Here is a 24233-nt window from a genome sequence, read left to right on the forward strand (position 1 = left end):
TTCCTCATACAATTCATCTCACATACACAATACAAGATTAGGAGTGTTATAGATGAATTATAGAAAACTTGCTAGTGCTTTCGTTACATTCGGTCTTCTTTGTCCTTTATCAACAGAAGTTATTCACGCTCAAGAATTAGATAAAAATGAAGTGAAAGTTGAAATTGCTCAGCCTGGTTTAACAATCGGAAAATTAACACAACCTCAAAACGATACAAAAGAGAATATTGCTAAAAAGTATTTAAAAGGTGAGGTAAATGGGGCTAAAGCTCAACAAGAGCAAGTTACTACTGAAAAGAATGTCGATTTTCAACCTACAAATACAGAAACAAAAGAAAATCAAACCGAATTACGCCTTGCACAAACATACAAAAACTATAAAGTATATGGTCAAGATCTCATTGTAAAAGTAGATAAAAATGGAGTAATTACAACTGTTAGTGGTAAAGTTGCCCAAAATTTAGACCAACAACTTAATCTTACTATAACAAATTTTTTGTCGAAAAATGAAGTAAAATCTAAATTACGCAATATACTTCAAATTCCAAGTGATGCGACAGAAACAGAATTTTCTAGCGAAACGGTAGTTTATAAGAAAAAAGATGGCTACTATACATACGCAACGGTCCTTACATTTACTTATGAAAACAATGAACAAGTTATAAACGGAAATGCAATCATGGACTTACAAACTGGTGAAGTACTTTTCCAAGAAAAGTTTATTAAAAATAAAGAGAATAAAACTATTAATCAAGTAACAGCACCTAAACTATCACCAGCGAAAGAACAAGGAACTGGGAAAAATGCGCTACAAGAAAATGTATTATTTAATATTGCGAAAGGCTCTGATGGAAAATTTTATTTAGCTGATTTATCCCGCGGAAATGGTATTTATATTTACAACGCAAACTACGCTGATTCTCTTGGTGGCGATAGCCAAGCTGGTTATCCAGGGACACTTATTTCAAGCGATAACTCTAACTTCTTAGATAAAGAAGCAGCTGGTGTTATGAAAAATATGAGTGATATTTACGACTATTTTAAGAAAGAACATAATCTGAAAAGTTACGATAATAAAGACTCAAAAGTTGTTGCTAGCGTCCATGGATTTGATTCTACTGAAGTTAGTGATGGTGTAAAAGAAAACTATGTAAATGCATTTTGGCATCCAGGTTGGAATCAAATGGTCTTTGGTGACGGGCTAAATGGAAAATTAACCTCTGCTCTTGACGTAACAGCCCATGAATTTGGACATGCTGTATTTAGTGGTACGACGAAAAATAAAATTGTGCGATATCCAAGTGCTGAAACATCTGCGCTAAATGAAGGTTTAGCAGATTTTTGGGGTACACAAATAGAATATTACGTAAAGAAAGATAAAGGAAATTGGATTATGGGTGATACGTTAGGTGGTCTAACAATTCGTGACATCCCAGGGGAAATTGGTGACGGCGGCAACAAACTATACACAAACTTACAAGATTTCCATAATGATGGAAATAATCAAGAATCTCATGTGAATTCCGGAATCATTAGCCATGTATTATATCAATTAGCTGAAGGTAAAACGTATAACGGTATATCTGTTCAAAGACACGGAAATGAAAAAGTAAGTAAAGTTGTTATGCGTGCATTGCAAAACTACGCAACTTCAGCAGAAGATTTTGAATCACTTCAATCTCACATTGTACAAGCTGCAAAAGACTTATATGGTAATACGACAGCAACAGAATTCGAAAAGGCTTTTCAAGCACATGGATATAAAGCACTAGCAAAAATTAATAAAGTAGTAGAAGTACAACAAGGAAGATAAGAAAAAAAGAAGTTTACCGACTATAGGTAAACTTCTTTTTATATCCATCCCTTTTCTTCCGCAATTGTAATTGCCTCAATTCTATTTTTTGCGTCGAGCTTCGTTAACACTTCGGAAATATAATTACGTACTGTACCCGGTGAAAGATAAAGTGTTTTCGCAATTTCATTTGCCGTCTTTCCTTCTTTAGCAAGTAACAATACTTCTTTTTCACGATCTGATAATGGATTTTGCTCCTGCCATAAACCAAACATTAAATCTTGAGAAACCTCTCGTTTTCCCTTCATTACATTACGAATTGCTGCGGCTAAATCTTCACTCGGGCTATCTTTTAACAAATATCCGTGCACACCAGCTTTCATCGCCCTTTCAAAATACCCTGGCCTTGCAAATGTTGTTAAAATCATTACTTTGCATAATGATTTTTCTTTCTTTAAAGTTTCAGCAACATCCAATCCACTTTGAATCGGCATTTCAATGTCCATAATACTTATATCCGGCTTTAACGATTCAATTAATTTTAACGCCTCTTCCCCATTCGCAGCCTGACCAACTACTTCAATATCATCCTCTAGATCAAGCAGGGCTCCTAACGCACCACGAAGCATTCGCTGATCTTCTGCAATAATAATTCGAATCATGCCCTCACCTCATCTTTTCCTGTTCTAATTACAATTGGAACCTTCACTGTTAACAGCGTCCCCGGATTAATCGTATCTAGCTCCACTAGACCGTCAATTAAGGCCATTCGTTCCTTTATACCACGAATGCCGTTTCCATCATGATTTTGCTCCTCTAAACCGACGCCATTATCTTCTACTTTTAAAATCAATTCACCTTGTGATTCTAATATAGAAACAATGCACACTGTCGCCTTACTATGCTTCACTACATTCGTAACAGCTTCACGTAAACACATGCCTAAAATATTTTGCTCAATTGGCGATAGCGAACTAGAATTAGCCTCTTGCTTTACTTCTAATTCAATATTGGCAGCTTGCAAAATCGCTTTTATTTGCTCAAGTTCTTCTTCCACTGTAATCATACGCATATCAGAAATTAATTCTCTCAGCTGTTTTAAAGCGGTGCGAGATGTTTGTGTAATTTCCTTCGCTTCCATACTTGCACGATCTGGATTTTTCACAATTAACTTCTCCACGAGCTGACTTTTCAAAGTAATAAGAGATAATGTGTGTCCTAACGTGTCATGAAGATCTCTTGCAATTCGCTGGCGCTCTTCACGTTTTACTAAGTCTTTAATTTGTTCATTTGCTTCGTTTAATTGATTTTTCAACATCTTTTTTTGATTAAAATTACGCATTCCAAATGGCGTAAGAAGCATTAAAATAAACATTGGAACTATATTCACTAAACTCGGGATTGTTAGTTGATTAACATTTACAAATATAAAAGCTCCAAGCATTACAACTAATAAACATAACAACACACGAAATGCCTTCTTACTTGGCGCAAATCCCATCGCACTCGCCGTAAAATATCCGAACAATATCATGAAGGGATTATAAAATAAAGCAAATGAGAATGTGAGCACCATTTGAATACACGCCCACAAAATGAACGTTTTGTTAACAAAATAAAGTTGACGGTATGTGACGGTGAAGACTATCAACATACCGATCCCTATTACAAGCTTCCATCCTGATACTTGCGTTAAATTATAGATTGGAAATAATAAATACACGAGCCACATATACGGGAAGAAACCCATCTGTTTCGGAAAAACTTCAAACCTCTTCTTCTCTATCATTTATACCGCTTCCTGTCTTTTTCTTATATATATTGATACTACAACAAATATAAGGAAATAACCTCCTAGTACCGCGATATTTTCCCACCCAACTGACTTCCCAGCTACAATATCCCATGCCCCACTACCAAAATGATATGTCGGTGTCCATTCTCCAATAGACCTTAATACTTTTGGGAATACTTCTATCGGCATCCATAATCCGCCAACTACCGCTAAGCTCATATTTAAAATATTAGCCAGGCCAGCAGCTGCATCCGCCTTCTTAATTGAACCTATTACTGTTCCGAGTGCTAAAAATGGTGTCACGCCTAATAATAACCATAATCCGGCACCAATCCATTGACCTACTGTTAACTCAACATTATTAATTAATATTCCTGCCATAAAAATAACTAAGATTGAAAAAGTATTCACTACTGTTTGGGCAATAATTTTAGCTGCTAAATATGCCCCCTCTGGAAGTGGTGTAATTTTTAAAAGATGTGTCCATCCTTGCCCTTTTTCCTGAGAAAGTCTCACACCGAAACTAAAAAGGGCAGTCCCTACAATACTGAAAGTCGCCATTGAAATTAAATAATGTGCTTTCCATGCATCTCCGTTTTGCGGGACTTGAACAACATTTGTAAAGATGTAATAAAACATAACTGGCATTAATAATGAGAAAAAGATGAATAATTTATTGCGGAACGTACGTAAAACCTCTATTTTACATTGCATCCATAATGCTCTCATGCGATTCCCTCCTTCTGATTTGCAACAAACTGTTCAAATGCTTCATCGAGGCTTCCACGTTCAACTGAAACGTCTGTTACAGGTAGATTCCTCTGATAAATTGCTTGTAAAGTGGCATCTGTATCTTCCGTCGTTAAAGTGAAGCGCCCTTCATTTGACTGTACTTCTGTTACATGCGGTAATTCCTTTAGTAAACTCTTAGGAATTTTCTCTTTCGAATAAAACGAGATTGTTTTTCTAGAAATCGTCGCTTTCATCTCATCTGGTGTGCCATCTGCGATAATCTTTCCGTTCGCAAATAATAAAATTCGATCTGCTAGCGCATCCGCTTCTTCTAAATAATGTGTTGTTAAAATAATCGTTTTCCCTTCACTTGCTAATTTTCTAATCGTTTCCCAAAACGTTTTTCGAGATGTTATGTCCATCCCTACAGTTGGTTCATCTAAAAATAACAACTCTGGATTCCCTGCAAGTGCCACCGCAAAATTTAACCTTCTTTTTTGACCGCCCGATAATTTCTCACATCTTTGCTTTCGTTCTGATTCTAAGTTCGATAGCTGCAGTAATGTTTCTTTCTCTACAGGATTCGTATAATAACTACGGAATAACTCAATTGCCTCTTCTACCGTGATACTATCAATCACACTTACTTCTTGTAGCATCGCACCAAGGCTATTACGAACATCTCTATGCTTCGGACTCTTTCCAAATATAGAGACATTCCCCTCTGTCGGATCTTTTAATCCGAGCATCATTGAAATTGTCGTTGTTTTCCCCGCACCATTTGGACCGAGTAATGCTACTATTTGCCCTTTATTTACATGAAATGAAACGTTATTTACTGCTTTTTTATGTTTAAATGTTTTAGAAACACCATTTACTTCAATAATCTTTTCCATCTCTCCACCCCCGCCGTTTCTTATATTTACATTGTATGCTCTGGAAAAGTTAGGAAACAGTATGATGCGTCATGACATCAATATGACAATTGTCATGTATTCTTTATGAGAGGAATCAACCCGCATACCGCACGCGAGTAGCAGTACAAAAATAAACATGATACAATCGGATAAGACATATATTCGAGGAAGGACAGTGGTTTTCATGATTATTCGTAATGAACAAGATTTAGAAGGTTTACGAAAAATCGGCCGCATCGTTGCACTTGCACGCGAAGAAATGAAAAAGCAAGCGAAGCCAGGTATGACAACGAAAGAGCTTGATTTAATTGGTAAAAAAGTATTAGATGAGCACGGTGCTATTTCAGCGCCTGAAAAAGAATATAAATTCCCAGGTGTAACTTGCATTAGTGTAAACGAAGAAGTTGCTCACGGCATTCCAAGCGATCGCGTATTAAAAGAAGGCGATTTAGTAAACGTAGACGTATCAGCAGCACTTGACGGATATTATGCAGATACAGGTATCTCATTTGTTCTTGGCGACGATGAAGAAAAAGAAAAACTTTGCCAAGCAGCAGTAGACTCATTTTGGGAAGCAATGAAAAAAGTAAAAGCTGGCTCAAAACAAAATCAAATTGGTCGTGCTGTTTCTAACTTTGCACATAAAAATGGATATAATGTAATCCAAAACTTAACTGGTCACGGTATTGGTCTTAGCTTACACGAAGCTCCAAACCACATTTTAAGCTACTATGATCCAATGGATAATGCGCTTCTAAAAGACGGCCTTGTTATCGCTGTAGAACCATTTATTTCTATGAAAGCTGATCATATTATTGAGCGCGGTGATGATGGTTGGACATTCGTTACACCAGATAAAAGCCTTGTTGCACAATGTGAACATACAGTTGTTGTAACACGCGGTGAACCGATTATCTTAACAGAAATATAATATAAAATGACCGTTTTGTAGATTCCTTCTACTGAAACGGTCATTTTTACATTTTTGGAAAATATACGGACTATTATTGAACTCTTTATCATTTAAGTATATAATTTTTAGCGGAGGTTATTTAGGGTTATCTTTGCCAAAAGATAATCGCGCTAAGACATAAAATACCTTCTTTTTATTATGTAAAACAGCTCCAAAAATGACCGTAGTAACGATTTGGTCGGATATTCCAAACAACTTATATTCCTCTAATGACGAAAGGAACAATCGTATCGTAACTTCGGTCCATTAATCGTACAACTCTCTTTAGACAAAATAGTTGGCTATTTTCAAAGTACATATTGTCTTCATCCTGACCAAAATCAACCCTATCGAGATTTTTTATTTCCACATAACTTTAAGGCGAAAAACAAGCCTTCACAATGGGATACATTACTTTGGTTAGCATGTATCGTAAAACTTACCTTTATAACCATTTTTTATCTATTGAAGAATGGTATTCATCAGAAAATAGGTTAAGCAGCTCATTGAATATTTTTTGCATACGCCTATTTTATGGAAATCCACACAACAAATCTCGTCCTATAAAGGTCTGATATCATTCCTTATCAGTATTTATTTCGACATTTTTTGTCGAAATTTGTATATTAATTCTCTGCATTATTAAAATATACATTTTGTTTTACGTTATATTACTTTGAATATGAATAATTTTGTCAAAGAGCATACGTAGTAAAGGAGGAATCATACAATCCAAAATCCATTGATCCATAATAACTAAGCCCTTCAAAATTCAGTTTTATACAATAGAAGGATTAACAAAGGAGGAACAATGAAAAAACTTTTCAATGCATGTTTAATTATATTCGTACTATTTTCGCAGCTTGCTAGTTTTCCATACAATCAAGTGAGAGCGGAATCCTTAACAGGTAATTCATTATTTGACACTGTTGAAATGAAAGATGCAACTAATCATATTATTGACGAAGCATTAAATCCTAAAAACTTAATAAAGATAGGATCAACCATTCAGTTAGAATATACTTGGTCAATAAAAGATTCTCAAGTTTTACATGCAAACGATACAGCAGTGCTTCAAATACCACTTGCATTAAAAGTATCTAAAGATACGCAAGGAGATTTGGTGGTTGATCAAAAAAATATTGGTCAATATTTTGTGACAGCTAAAGATAACAAACTGAAACTAATATTTAATGATCAAGTAGAAACTTCAAAAGATGCTAAAGGTAAAATTAAACTTGAAACTGTATTTAATCCAACTTTAAAAACTGGAGAAAAATCAGTTCAAATCGCTTTTCCTTTAGGAACAATGGTTCATCCTATATCAGTTCCTGTTCAAGTAGAAGATTCTAAAGAAGATGAAACCAAACAGGATACTAATAAACAAGCGCAAGATCCAGCAGCTAAACCTGTTACTGACAATCCGGAACAAAACCCAGCAGCTAAACCTGCTACTGACAATCCGGAGCAAAACCCAGCAGCTAAACAAGACACTGACACCCCAGAACAAAATCTAGCAAGCAATCCTGCTGAGAATAAAAATTCAGGTCCAAAGCAAATAACAACAAATATTTTAACGGGTGTAAAGTTAACGGACAAAGACGGAAAACCATTTATAGAGGATAACCGTCCAAGTACAGATTCCCCTGCCAACATTGAGTTTACATGGGAACTTTTAAAATCGATGAATGTAAAAAGTGGAGATTACTATATTTTTGATCTTCCTAAACATTTTAAAATTCACAATACAATTAACAGTCCTTTATACGATAGCGACAACAACCCAATTGGGAACTTTACTGTTACAAAAGAAGGAAAAGTCACGATGACATTCAACGATTATGTTGAAGAACATCCAGATGTTGCTGGTAATCTACAATTAAAGACAGAATTTAATAAAGTTGAAATTAAAGGTACAACAACACAAGAAATTCCTTTCCCAATTAAAGATAAAGATGTTTCTATTACAGTTGACTTTAAGCCTAATGTACAAACAGCTACGAATAAAAAAGGGTTACCTGATAGGCCAATTAATACAAATGAAATTAATTGGACAGTAGAAATAAATAAAACGAAAGATACTCTTAAAAATGCTGTTTTTAAAGATAACATCCCACAAGGTACAAGCTTAAATAAAGATTCTATTAAAGTTTATTATTTAGAAGTTGATGTTAATGGGAACGCAACACGTGGTGCAGAAGCTGATCCAGCAGATTACAAAATCACTTCATCAGATGGTTCAAAATTGGAGATTGCTTTTAAAGATAGCATCAATAAAGCATACCAAATCGAATATGCCACAAAAATCACTGATGAAAATGTAACAAACTTCCAAAATAACGTTGCGATAACGAGTGATAATCAAAAGCAACAAAATGTAAGTGCTACTGTAACGGTTTCTCGTGGTACACATTTAAACAAAACAAGTAAATATGATCCAAAGACGCAAATGATTGAATGGACAATTACTTACAATGGTGATCAAAGAGATATCAAAAAAACAGATGCGCTTTTAAAAGATATTTTTGACAATACACATGAACTCGATGAAAATTCTATTGTCATAAAAAATGCTGCTTATGATGATAAAGGAAAACTTGTGACTGGTGATACTGCTAATAATTACACTGTAAACAAAAAGAACAATGGGTTCGATTTACAATTTAATGAAGATATTAACAGTGCTTATGTAATCACTTATAAAACAAAGCCAACTGATAAAGTCATAAAAGATGGAAAAGTCAAAAATACAGTTACCGCAGATAATGGTTCAAGTAAAGAAAATGAGGCTAGCTTCAAGCAGCAAAACATTATTAAATCTAATAATAAAGCTGAAACAAACTACAAAGACAAAACAACAACTTGGACAATTATAGTAAATAATAACAACTATCCATTAAACAACGCGACCATTACGGATACCTTTGATCATGGTGGATTGCAATTAAAAGATAAGAAACTAGAAATTAAAGACGGAGATTATACTCTTCAAGCTGGGACTGACTATGTTTTAGATGTGACGGATAAAGGTTTCAATATTACTCTTATAGGTACATATCAGTCTAATATGACAAAGACATTAGTCGTAAAATATACTACAGACTTTGATTATACAAAATTAGAAAGTGGCCAAACTTCATTTAAAAATACAGGTAACTTATCTTGGATAGATACGGATTCTAAGCCACAATCAAATAAAGATGCAGCGAATTTTGATCCTGATACTTTCACAAAGGCGAATGGATATAAATACGGTTCTTATAATGCCCAAACAAAGGAAATTACTTGGATAATAGGCTTCAATTATAATAATGTTGAGATTAAAGACCCTTATGTTATAGACGTAATAAAAGATAAACAAAAGTTAGTACCAGGATCCATTGAAGTACGTGACATGATTTTAAATGGAAGCCCGGATAATGCAAGACCTGGTAATGCTGTACCAACTGAGCAATATGAACTTGAAGAACCTACAGATAAAAATAACAACACCCTAAAGATTCATTTCAAACAATCAATTAATTCACCTTATTATATTATCTTTAAAACAAGCCTTGATGGTGAGCTTATCCAAGCTACCTACAACAACGAGGCCGATTTAAAAGATGGCTCTAAAATTGTTAACACTCTTAAAGGTGATGCTCAAGTAAATAAAGGTGGCAGCTTCGTCACAAAAAAAGCTGTACAAGACGACAACTATATTAATTGGAGTATCGCAATTAATGAAAGCCAATCAACCATCGCAGACGCGGTTGTAACAGACGATCCAACAGATAATCAAGTGCTTGTGGAAGATTCATTCCACTTATACCCGACTACTGTTGATCCATATGGGAATTTAACAAAAGATACAGCAAATGAATTAAAAAAAGGAACAGACTATAAGTTAACGATCACAACAGACAATAAGACCGGAAAGCAACATTTCGAAATTGCCTTCTTGAAAAAAATTGATCGAGCTTATATTTTAGAATATCGTTCACTTATTAATGCAGACGATAGAGAAAAAATAAGTAATAAAGCGAAAATCGCAGGCAATAAGTTAACAGTAACGAATACGGAAACTACCGAAACGATTGAAGTACGAATGTCTTCCGGTTCGGGCGGAGGATCTGCTACTAAAGGCCGCGGAAACCTTGAAATTATAAAGGTTGATAACGACAATAAGAACGCACCATTGGCCGGAGCAGAATTTACTTTATACGATCGTACAGGGAAAACCGTTATCCGTAAAATAACAACAGACAAAGACGGTATCGCTAAGTTTAATAACTTAAAACGCGATAAATATTTATTAAAAGAAACGAAGGCCCCAGCAGGGTATGTAATTAGCTGGGATTTAAAGCAAGGCAGACTTGTTGAACTTGGTTCACAAGAAACGACAACATACAAACTTAGCAATAAGAAATTCGTTGGTAGAGCTGTGCTTACAAAGGTTGATGACCTGAACAATAACGAAACACTTAAAGGTGCAGTTTTCGCCTTACTAGATAGAAATAACAAAGTAATTCCTGGCTACGAAAAATTAACAACTAATGAAAATGGACAAATTACTGTAGACCCATTGAAACCTGGAACTTATCAATTAAAAGAAATCGAAGCTCCAGTTCATTATGATCTAAATAGCCAACCAATCTGGTTTACTGTCTCAGAAGATCAAACAACAGTAATTAATGTAACTGCTAAAAATAGTCTGAAGAAGGGTTCAGTCATCTTAACGAAATTTGATGAGAATAAGAAACTTCTTGAAGGTGCCATTTTTAGCTTACAAGACGAAAAAGGTAAAGTAATCCCTGGCTATGAACAATTAACAACAAATAAAGATGGATATATTGAAGTAAAAGACTTACGTCCTGGCAAATATCAATTTGTTGAGACACAAGCTCCTCTTCATTACGTTACAGACCCGACACCTATTAAGTTTGAAATTGAAAAAGGACAAACAAAGGCGGTCTCTGTCAAAGCAGAAAATAACCTAATTAAAGGTGGCGTCACTTTAACGAAAGTTGACGACGTTGAAGAAAATGTAACTCTTGAAGGTGCGGTATTTAAAATCGTCAATGAAAAAGGCGATACAATTCAACAAAACTTAAAAACAGGATCAGATGGAAAGTTAATCGTTAAAAACTTAGAGCCTGGTAAATATAAATTTATCGAAACAGAAGCTCCTAAGTACTATGAATTAAATAAAGAACCGATTGATTTCACTATTGAAAAAAGTCAAACCTCCTTCGTTTCTGTTACTGCAAAGAACAGTTTAACGAAAGGTGACGCTGAATTAGTAAAAGTTGATAACGTTGATAAGAAAGAATCCCTAGAAGGTGCAGTCTTCAAGGTTATTGACGAACACGGAAAAGATGTTCGTACTGACTTAACTACAGATGCTGAAGGGAAAATTAAGGTTTCTGATTTACGTCCTGGCAAATATCAATTTGTTGAAACACAGGCTCCTGAGCATTATAAACTAAGCACAGAACCTATCAACTTCACAATTGAGAAGGGCCAAAAAGAAATCATCACTGTTACAGCAGAAAATCGTTTAGTACCGGGTAATGTTGAACTATTAAAAGTGGATGATGTGGATGGAAATGCTCTTGAAGGAGCAGTCTTCAAGATCGTTGACGAAAACGGAAAAGATGTTCATATGAACCTTATTACTAACAAAGAAGGTAAAATAGCTGTTTCTGGACTACGTCCTAGTAAATATCAGTTCATCGAAACAAAAGCTCCTGAACACTATGATTTAAACAAGAAACCGATTGATTTCACTATCGAGAAAAGTCAAACCGCTACAAAATCTATTACAGCTACAAACAGCTTAACTAAAGGCGGTATCGAATTAACGAAAGTAGATTCTTTAAACGATAAAGAAAAACTTGAAGATGCCGTATTTAAAATCGTTAACGACAAAGATGAAGACGTTCATACAAACCTTACTACTGATAAAGAGGGAAAATTAGTAGTAAAAGATTTACGTCCTGGCAAATACAAAATTGTCGAAACAAAAGCTCCTATTTACTACGATGTAAATATAGAGCCTATTGAATTTACAATTGAAAAGAGTCAAAAAGAACTCCTTCCACTTACATTTAAAAATAGCTTGACGAAAGGTAAAGTCAAACTAATTAAAGAAGATGATGTGGAAAGCAATATAACTCTTGCTGGTGCGGTATTCACATTACAAGACGCAACTGGCAAGGAAATTATGAAAGATTTAACAACAGATGAAAACGGAATATTAGTTATTCCTGATTTAGCACCAGGGGATTATCAATTTATTGAAACAGCTGCCCCTGAACATTATAAATTAGATCAAACACCTATTAAGTTCACGATTAAAAAAGGTAACGAGGCAGATTTACCTGTACCTGTCACTGTAAAAAATAGTTTACTTACAGGTGGCGTCACTTTAACAAAAGTAGATGACGTTGATGGCACTACACTTGAAGGTGCGGAATTTATAATCGTTGACGCTCATGACACTAAAAAGGTAATTCGCAAAGGCTTAACGACTGATGAGAACGGTATAGTTACCGCTTCTGATTTACGTCCGGGAGATTATCAATTTATTGAAGTAAAAGCTCCAAAAGACTATGACTTAAGCAAAGACCCTATTCCGTTCACTATCGGAAAAAGTCAAAAAGAAAATATTACCGTTACTGCTAAAAACAGCTTAACGAAAGGTGCTGTCACTTTAACAAAAATCGATGACATCGATCGTACGATGCTGAAAGGCGCAATCTTTAAAATCGTTGACATGGACGGTAAGGAAGTTCATACAAACCTTGTTACAGACGACAACGGCGAAATTTCTGTTTCTGACTTACGCCCTGGAGACTATCAATTTATTGAAACAAAGGCTCCTGAACATTATGTGTTAGACGGAACACCGATTCCATTTACAATTGAAAGAAGTCAAACGAAAAAGATCACTGTTACAGGTAAAAATACTTTAAAAAAGGGTAGCGTTGAATTAACTAAAATTGACGATATTAATATCGATACAAAACTTGCTAACGCTGTATTTAATTTATTAGATGCAGACGGAGAGCTAGTTGAAGAAAGCTTAAAAACAAATAGTGAAGGAAAAATTGTTGTTGAAAATCTACGTCCTGGTACGTATCAATTCGTTGAGACAACAGCTCCTGAACATTACGATTTAGATAAAAAGCCTATCGTATTTACAATTAAGAAAAGCCAAATTGAAACTCTTCATGTTACGGCTACGAATGCTTTAACAAAGGGTGCAATTGAACTTTCTAAAGTAGATAATGTTGATGGCACTACTCTTGAAGGTGCGGTATTCAAAATCGTTAATATGAATGGTGATGTATTTCATACAGACCTTGTTACAAATGAACAAGGGAAAATCAAAGTTAAAGACCTACGTCCTGGTGATTACCAATTCATCGAAACGAAAGCTCCAAAGCATTACGTTTTAGATGAAACACCTATCAGTTTCACTATCGAAAAAGGACAGAAAAAAGCTATTTCTTTAACTGCTGAAAATAGCTTACAACAAGGTAGTATCGAACTACTTAAAGTTGATGATCTAAACGATCAAACAAAACTTGCTAATGCTGTATTTGATTTACTGGATCAAAACGGTACGTTGCTTCAAAAAGATTTAAAAACAAATGATGAAGGAAAAATCGTTGTTGAGAACCTACGTCCTGGCACGTATCAATTTGTCGAAACAACAGCTCCTAAACATTACGATTTAGATAAAAAACCTATCGTATTTACAATTGAGAAAAGCCAAGTAAGTATCGCTACTGTTACTATGAAAAATAGCTTAACAAAAGGCGGCGTGGAACTTTCTAAAGTGGATGACGTCGATGGCACTACTCTTGAGGGCGCAGCATTTAAAATTGTTAATATGAATGGCGATGTGATTCGCAAAGATCTTATCACGAATCAACAAGGTAAAATTAGCGTTTCTGACCTGCGTCCTGGTGATTATCAATTTATCGAGACAACAGCGCCGAAACACTACGATTTAAATAAAGAACCAATTCCATTCACAATCGAAAAAGGACAAGCTGAACCTATTTCTGTTACTGCTAAAAACAGTTTAACGAAAGGTGCAGTCGAGCTTTCTAAAGTAGATGATATTGATGGTACTGTCCTTAAAGGTGCTGTATTTAAAATTGTTGATATGAACGGTAATGATGTTCGCACTGATCTTACGACAGATGCATATGGTAAAGTTGCTGTTCCTGATTTACGTCCGGGAGACTACCAGTTTATTGAAACGAAAGCTCCTGAACACTATAAATTAAATGATACACCAATTAAATTTGCAGTTAAGAAAAGCCAAAAAGAACAGCTGCAAGTTACTGCTACTAACAGCTTAACTGAAGGTGCTGTAGAGTTAATTAAAGTAGATGATGTAAACCCAGATACAAAACTTTCTGGTGCGGTATTTAACATCGTTGATGCGAAAGGTAAAGTTGTTCGCACAAATTTAACTACTGATGAACACGGGAAAGTTTCTGCTTCCAATTTACGACCGGGAGATTATCAATTCGTAGAAACGACAGCTCCTAAAGATTATGATTTAAATAAAACACCGATTCCTTTCACTATCGAGAAAAGCCAATCAACTCGAGTTTCTGTTACTGCTAAAAATGGCTTAACAAAGGGTGGCGTGGAATTAACGAAAGTTGACTCTTTAGATGCGAAAGAAACGCTGGAAGGTGCGGTATTTAAAATTACTGATCTGAACGGTAACGACATTCGTACAAATTTAGTTACCGATAAAGATGGAAAAATCATCGCTAAAGACTTACAACCTGGAGACTATCAATTTATTGAAACGAAAGCTCCGAAACATTATGACTTAAATGAAGATCCGATTAAGTTCACAATTGAAAGAAGTCAAACAAAACATGTCTTCGTTACAGCTACAAATAGCTTAACGAAAGGTAGTGTGGAGTTAATTAAAATTGACGATGTTGAAGAAAACACAACACTTGAGGGTGCGGTATTTAAAATTGTTAATAAGGATGGACACGATGTTCGTACTGATTTAACTACTGATAAAGATGGGAAAATTAGCGTTTCTGATTTACGTCCAGGAGACTATCAATTCGTTGAAACGAAAGCTCCTACTGGCTATGATTTAAGTGCTAAGCCAATTCCTTTCACAATTACGAAGGGACAATCTGGGGTTACCTCTGTTAAAGCTTTAAATAACTTAACAACAGGTTCAATTGAGTTAACTAAAGTTGATATTGATCACCGTGGAACACTTGAAGGTGCCATTTTCAATATCTTAGACTACGATGGAAAAATAATCCGCGAAGGCCTAAAAACAGACAGGCACGGTAAATTAATCGTAAATGATTTGAAACCTGGTAATTATCAATTAGTGGAAACAAAGGCTCCTGAAGGCTATCAATTAGATGCTTCACCGATAAGCTTTACAATTGAAAAAGCTCAAGCTACACCACTACAAATTACAGTTTCAAATAAGAAGATCGAATCTTCACCAGGTGGAGATGATAAACCAATTACTCCTCCAAATAAAGAGGAGAAACCAGGAAAAGAAACTTCCGAAGAAGTAGAAAAAGGAAATCCTGAGACTCACGGAAAAGAAACTTCCGAAGAACTAGAAAAGGGAAATCCTGAGACTCACGGAAAAGAAACTTCCGAGGAACTAGAAAAAGGAAATCCTGAAACACAGACAAACAAACAGCAAGATGATCAAAATACAGATAAAAAACTTCCAAATACAGGTCATAAAGAAGATCATACACAAGCAGCAGGTATCGTTCTTCTACTGGCTGGATTGTTAAGTATTTTAGCCACAAAACGTAAAAAACAGTATAAATAATATATTTTACAGCCAATCAATTTATTAATTGATTGGCTGTTTTTTTTTGTGCAAAAAAGACGATACATAAAGTATCGTCTTTTTAACGGGGTGAGGCTGTCCAAAAGTACGGAAAACTCTTGAACAGCCTCGTATTTTCATATGGATGCCTTACATATATCACTGATGATAATTATGAAATGCGGAAACATAGTTACCATCATATGATTGAAACAAAACAAAAGAAAAGAAATCCTATAACGGATCTCTTTTCCCTACATAATCTAAAGTTTGGGTACACTAGATTCATGCAATGTAGGAGCCTTCAAAACAGAAAGCGATCCTTCATTTAAAATGATAGCATACATATATCCGCTGAAAATATGCAAATGTGCATATAGCGTTTTTATTTCTCAATATATATTTATTGAAAATTCAGATATATAAAGGTAAGATAAAGTGAAACTTTAATCAGTGAGGGTTTTGTCCATCCCTCATTGATTATTAGCTCACACCAATCGGGCTTTTACGGGCAGTTAATCTCCCATCTAACTTCTTTGCTTTACAGCTGAATTTTGAGAAGGGGGTTCTACTGCCCAAAAATAGCGGGATATAGTCGTTATCCGTCTTCTTTTGTCAGTCAGAGAGAATAGAAGAATGGGAGAGGAAAAAATGAGAAAATCACTGAAACAAAAAATAGTAAGCTCCTTGCTTGCTGTATCACTCGCCGTTAGCTTAGCTCCAATCGGGCAAGCAAAAGCTAATTCCACGTCAGAAATTACACAGACTCCACCTATTACAAAACAAGTTGATGCAAACCGCGCCATCGAGCATATCCGTTTCTTATCCGAAACAATCGGTCCCCGTCCGGGTGGTACAAAATCAGAAGAATGGGCTTCTCGTTATGTTGGTATGAAGCTTAAATCAATGGGATATGAAGTAGAGTATCAGCCCTTTCAAGTGCCGGATCAATACGTTGGATTTATCGAATCACCATTAGGGACAAAGCGTAATTGGCAAGCTGGTGCTGCTCCAAATGCACTAATTTCTACAGAAGCTGTTACAGCTCCGCTTATCTTTGTTCAAGGTAGTACAAAATTAGACGATATTCCAAATGAGGTAAACGGAAAAATTGTTTTATTCGAAAGAGCTGCAACCGTAGCAGATTATAATAAACAGGTTGAAAATGCTGTTAGTAAAGGGGCAAAAGGTGTTCTTTTATACAGCTTAATTGGCGGACGCGGAAACTATGGACAAACTTTCAATCCTCGCTTAACTAAAAAACAGGCTATCCCTGTCTTCGGTCTTGCTTATGCTCAAGGAAATGCATTTAAAGAAGAACTCGCTAAAAAAGAGACAACAATTCTTTCCCTAAAAGCGAGACATGAATCTAATTTAACATCCTTAAATGTCATCGCTAAAAAGAAACCCAAAAATAGCACAGGTAATGAAAAGGCTGTCGTTGTAAGTTCACACTACGATAGTGTCGTTGGAGCACCTGGGGCAAATGATAATGCTTCTGGTACAGGATTAGTATTAGAACTGGCTCGTGCTTTTCAAAATGTAGAAACTGATAAAGAAGTTCGTTTTATTGCTTTTGGTTCTGAGGAAACTGGCTTACTTGGCTCTGATTATTATGTTAATAGTCTGTCCCAAAAGGAACGTGATCGAATTTTAGGTGTCTTTAACGCAGACATGGTTGCAACAAATTATGATAAAGCAAAAAATTTATATGCAATGACTCCTGATGGCTCAACAAACCTTGTAACAGATGCTGCCTTACAAGCAGGTAAACAATTAAATAATGATCTCGTTCTCCAAGGAAAATTTGGCTCTAGTGATCACGTACCATTTGCTGAAGTGGGTATTCCTTCTGCACTATTTATTTGGATGGGCGTCGATAGTTGGAATCCATTAATCTATCATATCGAAAAGGTATATCACACGCCTCAAGATAATGTATTAGAAAACATTTCTCCTGAACGTATGAAAATGGCATTGGAAGTTATCGGAACTGGTGTTTATAACACCCTTCAAAAACCTGTTGCTCAAACTGAACAGAAAGCTGCTTAATCATTTAAAAGACCACTGATTTAATTAGTGGTCTTTTATTGAGAAAAAATATATATGCATAAAAGCATATTTTTTCCTATTCATTATCGTATACAATATTAACTGTAACAAAAATGATTACAACTAATAAGGAGGCTTTTCTACTATGAAAAATATGATTTTAGCCGGCGCATTAACTTTAACAGGAATTACTGGCGCTACCGCGTTTATTCCTGAAACAAAAGTCGCTGCTGCCGCTCAAGAACAAAGCTTTACAAAATTTTATTCTTTGCAAACTGGAGCTAGTTCTGAACAAGAACCTATTTTCCTTCAAAAGGGACAAGAGCTAACAATTCAACCTAACAGCAAAACTCCTAGTTACAGTGTTTATGACTCAAATCATAACCTTATTGGGCGTTATTCTGATGGTTACGGCCGAATTTTCACTGCAAAAACAGATGGAAATATGTACGTTCAATTTCATGCACCTTTCGTTTACTACAGTCCTGTTAGCTTTTCTGTTACTTATACTATTCAATAGAAAAGAGGTCCTTTACAGGGCCTCTTTTCTTTCTCTTTCCAATTTATTTTTACAAATCCAACTTTCACCATTACACCACTTATATTAAACACATACTTTTCATTTGCTTTTAATGTAACTGTAAAAACACCTTTTTTCGATTCACAGATCTCCTTCAACTCTTTTATCCCTTCCCCTTGTCTTTCGTTTTCGCTAATTTATAGCATAGGGAATATATTTACTTATATATATCAATTAATTCTTCTACCTTTTCTTCCATCTTAAACCTCCTGTCATTTATATAAGACGACGCAAATTCTCCTTTTGTTTGATAATTTTTTTATTACCTCCATACAAAAAGGCAATCACAACATCGTGTGATTGCCTTTTATTTAAAGCGAGCTCTGCCTCCCAATCCCTTCCGTCTAAGAACCTTAGCCTTCGGGACTAAACAGTCGGCTCCGCTTTTCTTTATGTCCAGCTCCAGCGGCTAGAATACTCGGTGGCTTCGCGCCTTCCTCCGAGGCAAAGTACGCCTCTCTGTCAGGAGCTCCATCCACCTCCTATTCTAAACGAGCCGCTTCCGCTCTTCTTAATTACATTTTTTCTGGTGCAGATACTCCTACGATTGCTAATGAGTTTTGAAGTGTAGTGCGTACTGCTTTCATTAATTCGTAACGAGCTTTACTTAATTCTAAGTTATCTTGGTTTAATACTTTTTCTGCATTGTAGAAGCTGTGTAATGCTGCAGCTAATTCAAATGCATAGCTTGTAATGCGGTGTGGCAAACGTTTTTGCGCTGCATCCGCAACTACAGCCGGGAATTCACCAAGTTTTTTCAGTAACTCTACTTCTTTCTCAGAAGTAACAAGTTTGTAATTTACGTCTCCGCCTGTAGCTAATCCTAACTCTTCACCTTGACGAAGGATACTGCATACACGAGCATGTGCATATTGTGCATAGTATACTGGGTTTTCATTAGATTTTGATACAGCTAAGTCCATATCGAAGTCTAAATGAGAATCACCGCTACGCATTGCGAAGAAGTATCGCATTGCGTCCACGCCTACTTCTTCCATAAGCTCACGAAGTGTAACTGCTTTACCTGTACGCTTACTCATTTTCATTTTTTCACCATTTTGGTACAGTTGTACCATTTGGATGATTTCTACTTCAAGTGTTTCTTTATCGTAACCTAGTGCTTGAATAGCAGCTTTCATACGAGGAATGTAACCGTGGTGGTCAGCACCCCAAATGTTGATTAGCTTATCGAAACCACGCTCTAATTTATCACGGTGATAAGCGATATCTGGCGTTAAGTATGTGTAAGAACCGTCATTTTTAATTAATACACGGTTTTTGTCGTCACCGTAAGTCATTGAACGGAACCAAGTTGCTCCGCCTTCTTCAAAGATTTCGTCACGCTCTTTTAATACAGCAAGAGCCTGATCAATTTTTCCGTTTTTGTATAATGATGTTTCTGAGAACCACACATCGAAGTTAACACGGAAGCTTGCTAAATCTTTTTGAAGTTTTGCTAACTCATATTTTAAACCGTATGAACGATAGAATTCATAGCTTTCTTCTGCATCAGCTTTTGCATAACGATCGCCAAACTCTTCAGCTAAGCGTTTACCGATTCCAATGATGTCCGCACCATGGTAACCGTCTTCTGGCATTTCTTTCTCTAAACCTAAAGCTTGCATGTAACGAGCTTCAACAGAAAGAGCTAAGTTATGAATTTGGTTACCAGCATCATTAATGTAGTACTCACGAGATACATCATATCCTGCTTTTGCTAATACGTTACATAAAGTGTCACCTACTGCCGCACCACGTGCATGTCCTAAGTGAAGATCACCTGTTGGATTCGCAGATACGAACTCAATTTGTACTTTTTCACCTTTACCAGTATTCGTTTCACCGTATGCTTCACCAGCATTGACGATTGTTGGGATTAAGTCTGTTAAGTAGCTATTATCCATGTAGAAGTTAATGAAACCAGGACCAGCGATTTCAATTTTTTCAATAGAAGCTTTTGCTTTATCGAAGTTTGCAACTAAGTCTTCTGCAATCATACGAGGTGCTTTTTTCGCAACGCGTGCAAGTTGCATTGCCATATTTGTAGAGAAGTCACCATTTGTTTTATCTTTTGGAGATTCTAATACAACGTTTGGAATTTGTTCTTCTGTCGCTAGTTCTGCCTTTAATACAGCAGCTTGAATTTCTTCTTTAATCAATCCTTTTACTTGTTCTAAAGAATTCATTATTTTGCCTCCTTCAAATTAAGTGTAATTGTATATCTGCCAGCTTCTTGTTCACTTAGAAGCAATGCGTACGTTAAGAAGAGTTGTCCTTTTTTCTTTTCATCCGACCATTTAAAAAGAACGTTATCAGTTTTCGTTTGCAATGCAAACGTACCAAGTTCACTCGTATACGTACCAGTTGTCCATTCACCTTTCACATGCGTCTGACGCATAGAAATAGCACCTGAACGCATAATGAGAACTTGTTCATCTTGAATTTTAATAATTGTTTTCACTTCGCCTTGTTCGTTCGGCTCTTGGAATGTTATATATGTACCTTGACCTTTTACATAGTATTGACCATTTGCTTCAAAAGCAACGGTTTCCTTCCTCGCCCCTTCACGGATTTCTGTTACGAAATGAACGTGTACCGGCAAGCCTGCAAGTTGTTTCTTCACGTCTTGCACACCCTTCAAATGTTATAGATATTAAATACTACTTATAATAAATCACTTTTCCTATCATATCAAAAAAAGACTCTGTCTGTCTGCTGAAAAATCAGGAAAACTCCTTTTCAAAAAATAATTCACCTTCACTTTATTTCATATGTTAAAATATTTTTTAAATCTAAATATTCTTTCATTTCAAAGGGGGAATTTGGTGCTACTAACAAAATTAAAAAAAGGTGATGAAATAAGGATTATTTCACCATCTTGCAGTTTAAGTATTGTCTCAAATGAAAACAGAGACCTTGCTATAAAAAGATTAACCGACATAGGCTTTCAAGTTACATTTTCAAAATATGCTGATGAGATAGATCGATTCGCTTCCTCTTCTATTTCTTCACGAGTTCAAGACCTCCACGAAGCATTTAGAGATCCTAATGTAAAAGCCATTTTGACGACACTTGGAGGATACAACTCTAATGGTTTATTGAAACATCTCGATTATGATTTAATTCGAGAAAATCCGAAAATTTTCTGCGGTTATTCTGATATTACCGCTTTAAGTAACGCGATTTATGCTAAAACAGGCTTAGTTACATATTCAGGTCCTCACTTCTCTTCATTTGGAATGGAGAAAGGGCTCGATTATACGACCGATTACTTTTTAAAGTGCTTAACTTCTCATGAACCTATTGAAATACTACCAGCTGAAACTTGGAGCGATGACTCTTGGTATATGGATCAAGAAAATCGAGGATTTATTAAAAATGAAGGATATGTTTCAATTCAAGAAGGGGAAGCGATAGGAGATATTATTGGTGGCAATATGAGCACATTTAATTTACTGCAAGGTACACCATATATGCCAAGCTTACAGGGCAAAATTTTATTTCTTGAAGAGGATAGTTTAACAGGAAAATCTACCCTAAAAACTTTTGATCGATATTTACATTCTCTTATGCAGCAACCTGACTTTGAACATGTAAAAGGCATTGTTATAGGACGAATGCAAAAAGGAGCAGAATGTACGATAGAAGACATTCAAGAAATGATTGCTTCAAAGCCTGAACTTACACATATACCTATCATTGCAAATACAAGTTTCGGACATACAACTCCTATTTTTACTTTCCCAATTGGCGGAAGGGTAAAAATCATTTCTAATAAAGAAAGTTCAGCTATCACCATTTTAACGCACTAAAAAAGGAGCGAACGATTTGCTCCTTTTATGGTTTTTCTATTTTTTGCAACGCTTTTTGGGGGATTGATTCTTTCGAGATTTCAGCCCATCCTTTTCCCTGCATACCTTTTGCATAAATTTTTATAAAAGCACCCGTATGCAATTCACGGTTCACCATTCTTTTAATAACTTGTAACTTTCCATCTTCTGTATACCCTTTAAATGTATACAAATATTCATCGTCTTTTTTTTCACTTTTATCTATAACAGCATAATAATCTTGTATTTCTTTATTTGAAAAGAAGTTGTCTACAAAAGCATGCATACCTTCTGTTTTCGTGTTTAAATAATATGCTGTTCCTCCTAAAATAATGGCGAACACAGCTAAAACTTTAATTACCAATTTCATAAATGCGCCTCCTGTTTGCACTGCTTTCTCACTAGCCGTATGTCTATACCTGTATTATACGAAAAAAGGCATACTATACTCTATCGAAATGCCTTACACTTTCCTTACATTATTGTAAGAGTTTTTCACCTTACAGCAATTTCCCAATAAAAAATTTTTCCGTTTAACAAACTTTTATATTATTATTGAATGATACAAATTTTTATTACAAAAATCAAAGGAGACAATTTTCAAATGGCTATCTTGCAAGGTTTAGCACTATTACTTGTTGTACTTTGTCTATTTACACTTTTCAGTTACCGTGCGCCTTACGGAATGAAAGCAATGGGCGCTTTAGCTAATGCAGCAATCGCAAGTTTTCTTATTGAAGCATTTCACCGTTATATTGGTGGAGAAATGTTTCATAATGACTTTTTACAATCAGTAGGAGTAGCTTCTGGTAGCATGAGCGGTGTCGCAGCGGCAATTTTAGTCGCATTAGCAATCGGTGTCTCACCCGTATACGCTGTTTTAATCGGTATCGCTACTAGCGGATTCGGTATTTTACCAGGATTTTTCGCTGGATACGTTTGTGCCTTCGTCGTGAAGTTTCTCGAAAAGAAATTACCAGCTGGTGTAGAGTTTTTAGCAATCCTATTTATCGCTGCACCAATTTCACGCGGAATGGCCATGCTTATGGATCCACTCGTTAACGCAACACTTGGTAAAATCGGTTCTATGATTTCAGTTGCAACTACAGAAAGTCCTATCATTATGGGTATTATGCTTGGTGGATTAATAACAGTTATTTCTACATCTCCATTAAGTTCTATGGCACTAACTGCAATGCTTGGATTAACTGGTTTACCAATGGCAATTGGTAGTCTTGCCGTAGCAGCTTCTGCCCCAATGAACTTCATTTTCTTTAAACGACTAAAAATCTGTTCAAAGAAAGATACAATCGCCGTGGCAATCGAGCCGTTAACACAGGCCGATGTTGTCTCAGCAAATCCAATTCCTATCTATATGACAAACTTTGTTGGCGGTGCGCTTGCCGGTATTATTACGTCGCTATTCCAGCTCGTTAATAATGCACCAGGGACAGCATCACCAATTCCAGGACTTCTCGTACTGTTCGGATTTAATGATGTAATAAAAGTAACGATTGCTGCCGTATTATGTGGAATCGTTACCACTATTGTTGGATACGTCGGTTCTATTGTGTTCCGCAAATATCCAATCCGTTCTGCTGATGAAATTCGCGGAATTACTTCGGAAGAGAAAGTTGCGTAAAGAAAGGGAGCTATTCTCATCGTTTGAGAATAGCTCTTTTTTATGTCGCGTGACGGTAAGTGAAATTATATTGAACACAACTCCGCATATATCGACGTTTCGA

14 protein-coding genes and 2 pseudogenes are annotated in these 24233 nt (G+C 35.8%); 7 read left to right on the forward strand and 9 right to left on the reverse strand.

Annotated features, from left to right (window positions below; genetic code table 11):
• Window positions 1-52: 52 nt before the first annotated feature.
• Window positions 53-1813, forward strand: a complete 1761-nt coding sequence (locus JFU23_RS14815; protein ID WP_201032181.1) for a M4 family metallopeptidase — start codon at window positions 53-55, stop codon at window positions 1811-1813.
• 38 nt (window positions 1814-1851) lie between these two features.
• Here JFU23_RS14815 and JFU23_RS14820 read toward each other — a convergent pair whose 3' ends face one another.
• Genes JFU23_RS14820 through JFU23_RS14835 form a run of 4 tightly spaced genes read right to left on the reverse strand, consistent with a single transcriptional unit; the run spans window position 1852 to window position 5215 of the window.
• Window positions 1852-2454: a response regulator transcription factor gene (locus tag JFU23_RS14820; protein WP_085312865.1), complete on the reverse strand. Its 603-nt coding sequence runs from the start codon at window positions 2452-2454 to the stop codon at window positions 1852-1854.
• On the reverse strand, window positions 2451-3581 hold the full coding sequence (locus JFU23_RS14825) for a sensor histidine kinase (RefSeq protein ID WP_201032182.1): 1131 nt from the start codon (window positions 3579-3581) through the stop codon (window positions 2451-2453). Before JFU23_RS14825 ends, JFU23_RS14820 begins: the two co-directional genes overlap by 4 nt.
• Window positions 3582-4316: an ABC transporter permease gene (locus JFU23_RS14830; protein ID WP_201032183.1), complete on the reverse strand. Its 735-nt coding sequence runs from the start codon at window positions 4314-4316 to the stop codon at window positions 3582-3584.
• Window positions 4313-5215, reverse strand: coding sequence for an ABC transporter ATP-binding protein (locus tag JFU23_RS14835; RefSeq protein WP_201032184.1), 903 nt, complete (start codon window positions 5213-5215; stop codon window positions 4313-4315). The genes JFU23_RS14830 and JFU23_RS14835 overlap by 4 nt, the downstream gene beginning before the upstream one ends.
• A gap of 157 nt (window positions 5216-5372) precedes the next feature.
• Here JFU23_RS14835 and map point away from each other — a divergent pair, with 157 nt between their 5' ends.
• From map to JFU23_RS14855, 4 genes are all read left to right on the forward strand, one after another.
• Complete coding sequence (gene map / locus JFU23_RS14840) at window positions 5373-6167, forward strand: type I methionyl aminopeptidase (protein ID WP_061673820.1); 795 nt, start codon at window positions 5373-5375, stop codon at window positions 6165-6167.
• A gap of 832 nt (window positions 6168-6999) precedes the next feature.
• Window positions 7000-16026, forward strand: coding sequence for a SpaA isopeptide-forming pilin-related protein (locus JFU23_RS14845; protein ID WP_201032185.1), 9027 nt, complete (start codon window positions 7000-7002; stop codon window positions 16024-16026).
• 651 nt (window positions 16027-16677) lie between these two features.
• The gene (locus tag JFU23_RS14850) at window positions 16678-18078 is read left to right on the forward strand and encodes a M28 family metallopeptidase (RefSeq protein WP_201032186.1); all 1401 of its coding nucleotides are present in this window, start codon (window positions 16678-16680) and stop codon (window positions 18076-18078) included.
• Window positions 18079-18223: 145 nt separating this feature from the next.
• Window positions 18224-18598 carry a hypothetical protein gene (locus JFU23_RS14855; protein ID WP_085312869.1) on the forward strand — a complete coding sequence of 125 codons (375 nt, stop codon included), beginning with the start codon at window positions 18224-18226 and terminating at the stop codon, window positions 18596-18598.
• On the opposite strand, the pseudogene JFU23_RS14860 reads toward JFU23_RS14855, so the two are convergent.
• From JFU23_RS14860 to JFU23_RS14870, 4 genes and pseudogenes are all read right to left on the reverse strand, one after another.
• A pseudogene (locus JFU23_RS14860) lies at window positions 18592-18783 on the reverse strand (hypothetical protein); the annotation flags it as partial. The gene JFU23_RS14855 and the pseudogene JFU23_RS14860 overlap by 7 nt on opposite strands.
• Before the next feature lie 35 nt (window positions 18784-18818).
• Window positions 18819-18946 (reverse strand): annotated as a pseudogene (locus JFU23_RS31070) (RNA polymerase sigma factor); the annotation flags it as partial.
• A gap of 227 nt (window positions 18947-19173) precedes the next feature.
• The gene (argS, locus tag JFU23_RS14865) at window positions 19174-20844 is read right to left on the reverse strand and encodes an arginine--tRNA ligase (protein WP_137059265.1); all 1671 of its coding nucleotides are present in this window, start codon (window positions 20842-20844) and stop codon (window positions 19174-19176) included.
• On the reverse strand, window positions 20844-21281 hold the full coding sequence (locus tag JFU23_RS14870) for a YwiB family protein (protein ID WP_002089794.1): 438 nt from the start codon (window positions 21279-21281) through the stop codon (window positions 20844-20846). Before JFU23_RS14870 ends, argS begins: the two co-directional genes overlap by 1 nt.
• Before the next feature lie 148 nt (window positions 21282-21429).
• Here JFU23_RS14870 and JFU23_RS14875 point away from each other — a divergent pair, with 148 nt between their 5' ends.
• Window positions 21430-22470 (forward strand): S66 family peptidase, encoded by a 1041-nt coding sequence (locus tag JFU23_RS14875; protein ID WP_201032187.1) that lies wholly within the window; start codon window positions 21430-21432, stop codon window positions 22468-22470.
• A 25-nt stretch (window positions 22471-22495) separates the two neighbouring features.
• Here the strand turns inward: JFU23_RS14875 and JFU23_RS14880 are convergent, their stop codons facing one another.
• On the reverse strand, window positions 22496-22858 hold the full coding sequence (locus tag JFU23_RS14880; RefSeq protein ID WP_201032188.1) for a YxeA family protein: 363 nt from the start codon (window positions 22856-22858) through the stop codon (window positions 22496-22498).
• Between the two features lie 234 nt (window positions 22859-23092).
• On the opposite strand from JFU23_RS14880, the gene JFU23_RS14885 reads away from it, so the two are divergent.
• Window positions 23093-24130 (forward strand): PTS sugar transporter subunit IIC, encoded by a 1038-nt coding sequence (locus JFU23_RS14885; protein ID WP_002130098.1) that lies wholly within the window; start codon window positions 23093-23095, stop codon window positions 24128-24130.
• Window positions 24131-24233: the final 103 nt, after the last annotated feature.

The sequence above is a fragment of the Bacillus sp. TH50 genome, assembly GCF_016650565.1.
Classification (GTDB): Bacteria; Bacillota; Bacilli; order Bacillales; family Bacillaceae_G; genus Bacillus_A; species Bacillus_A mycoides.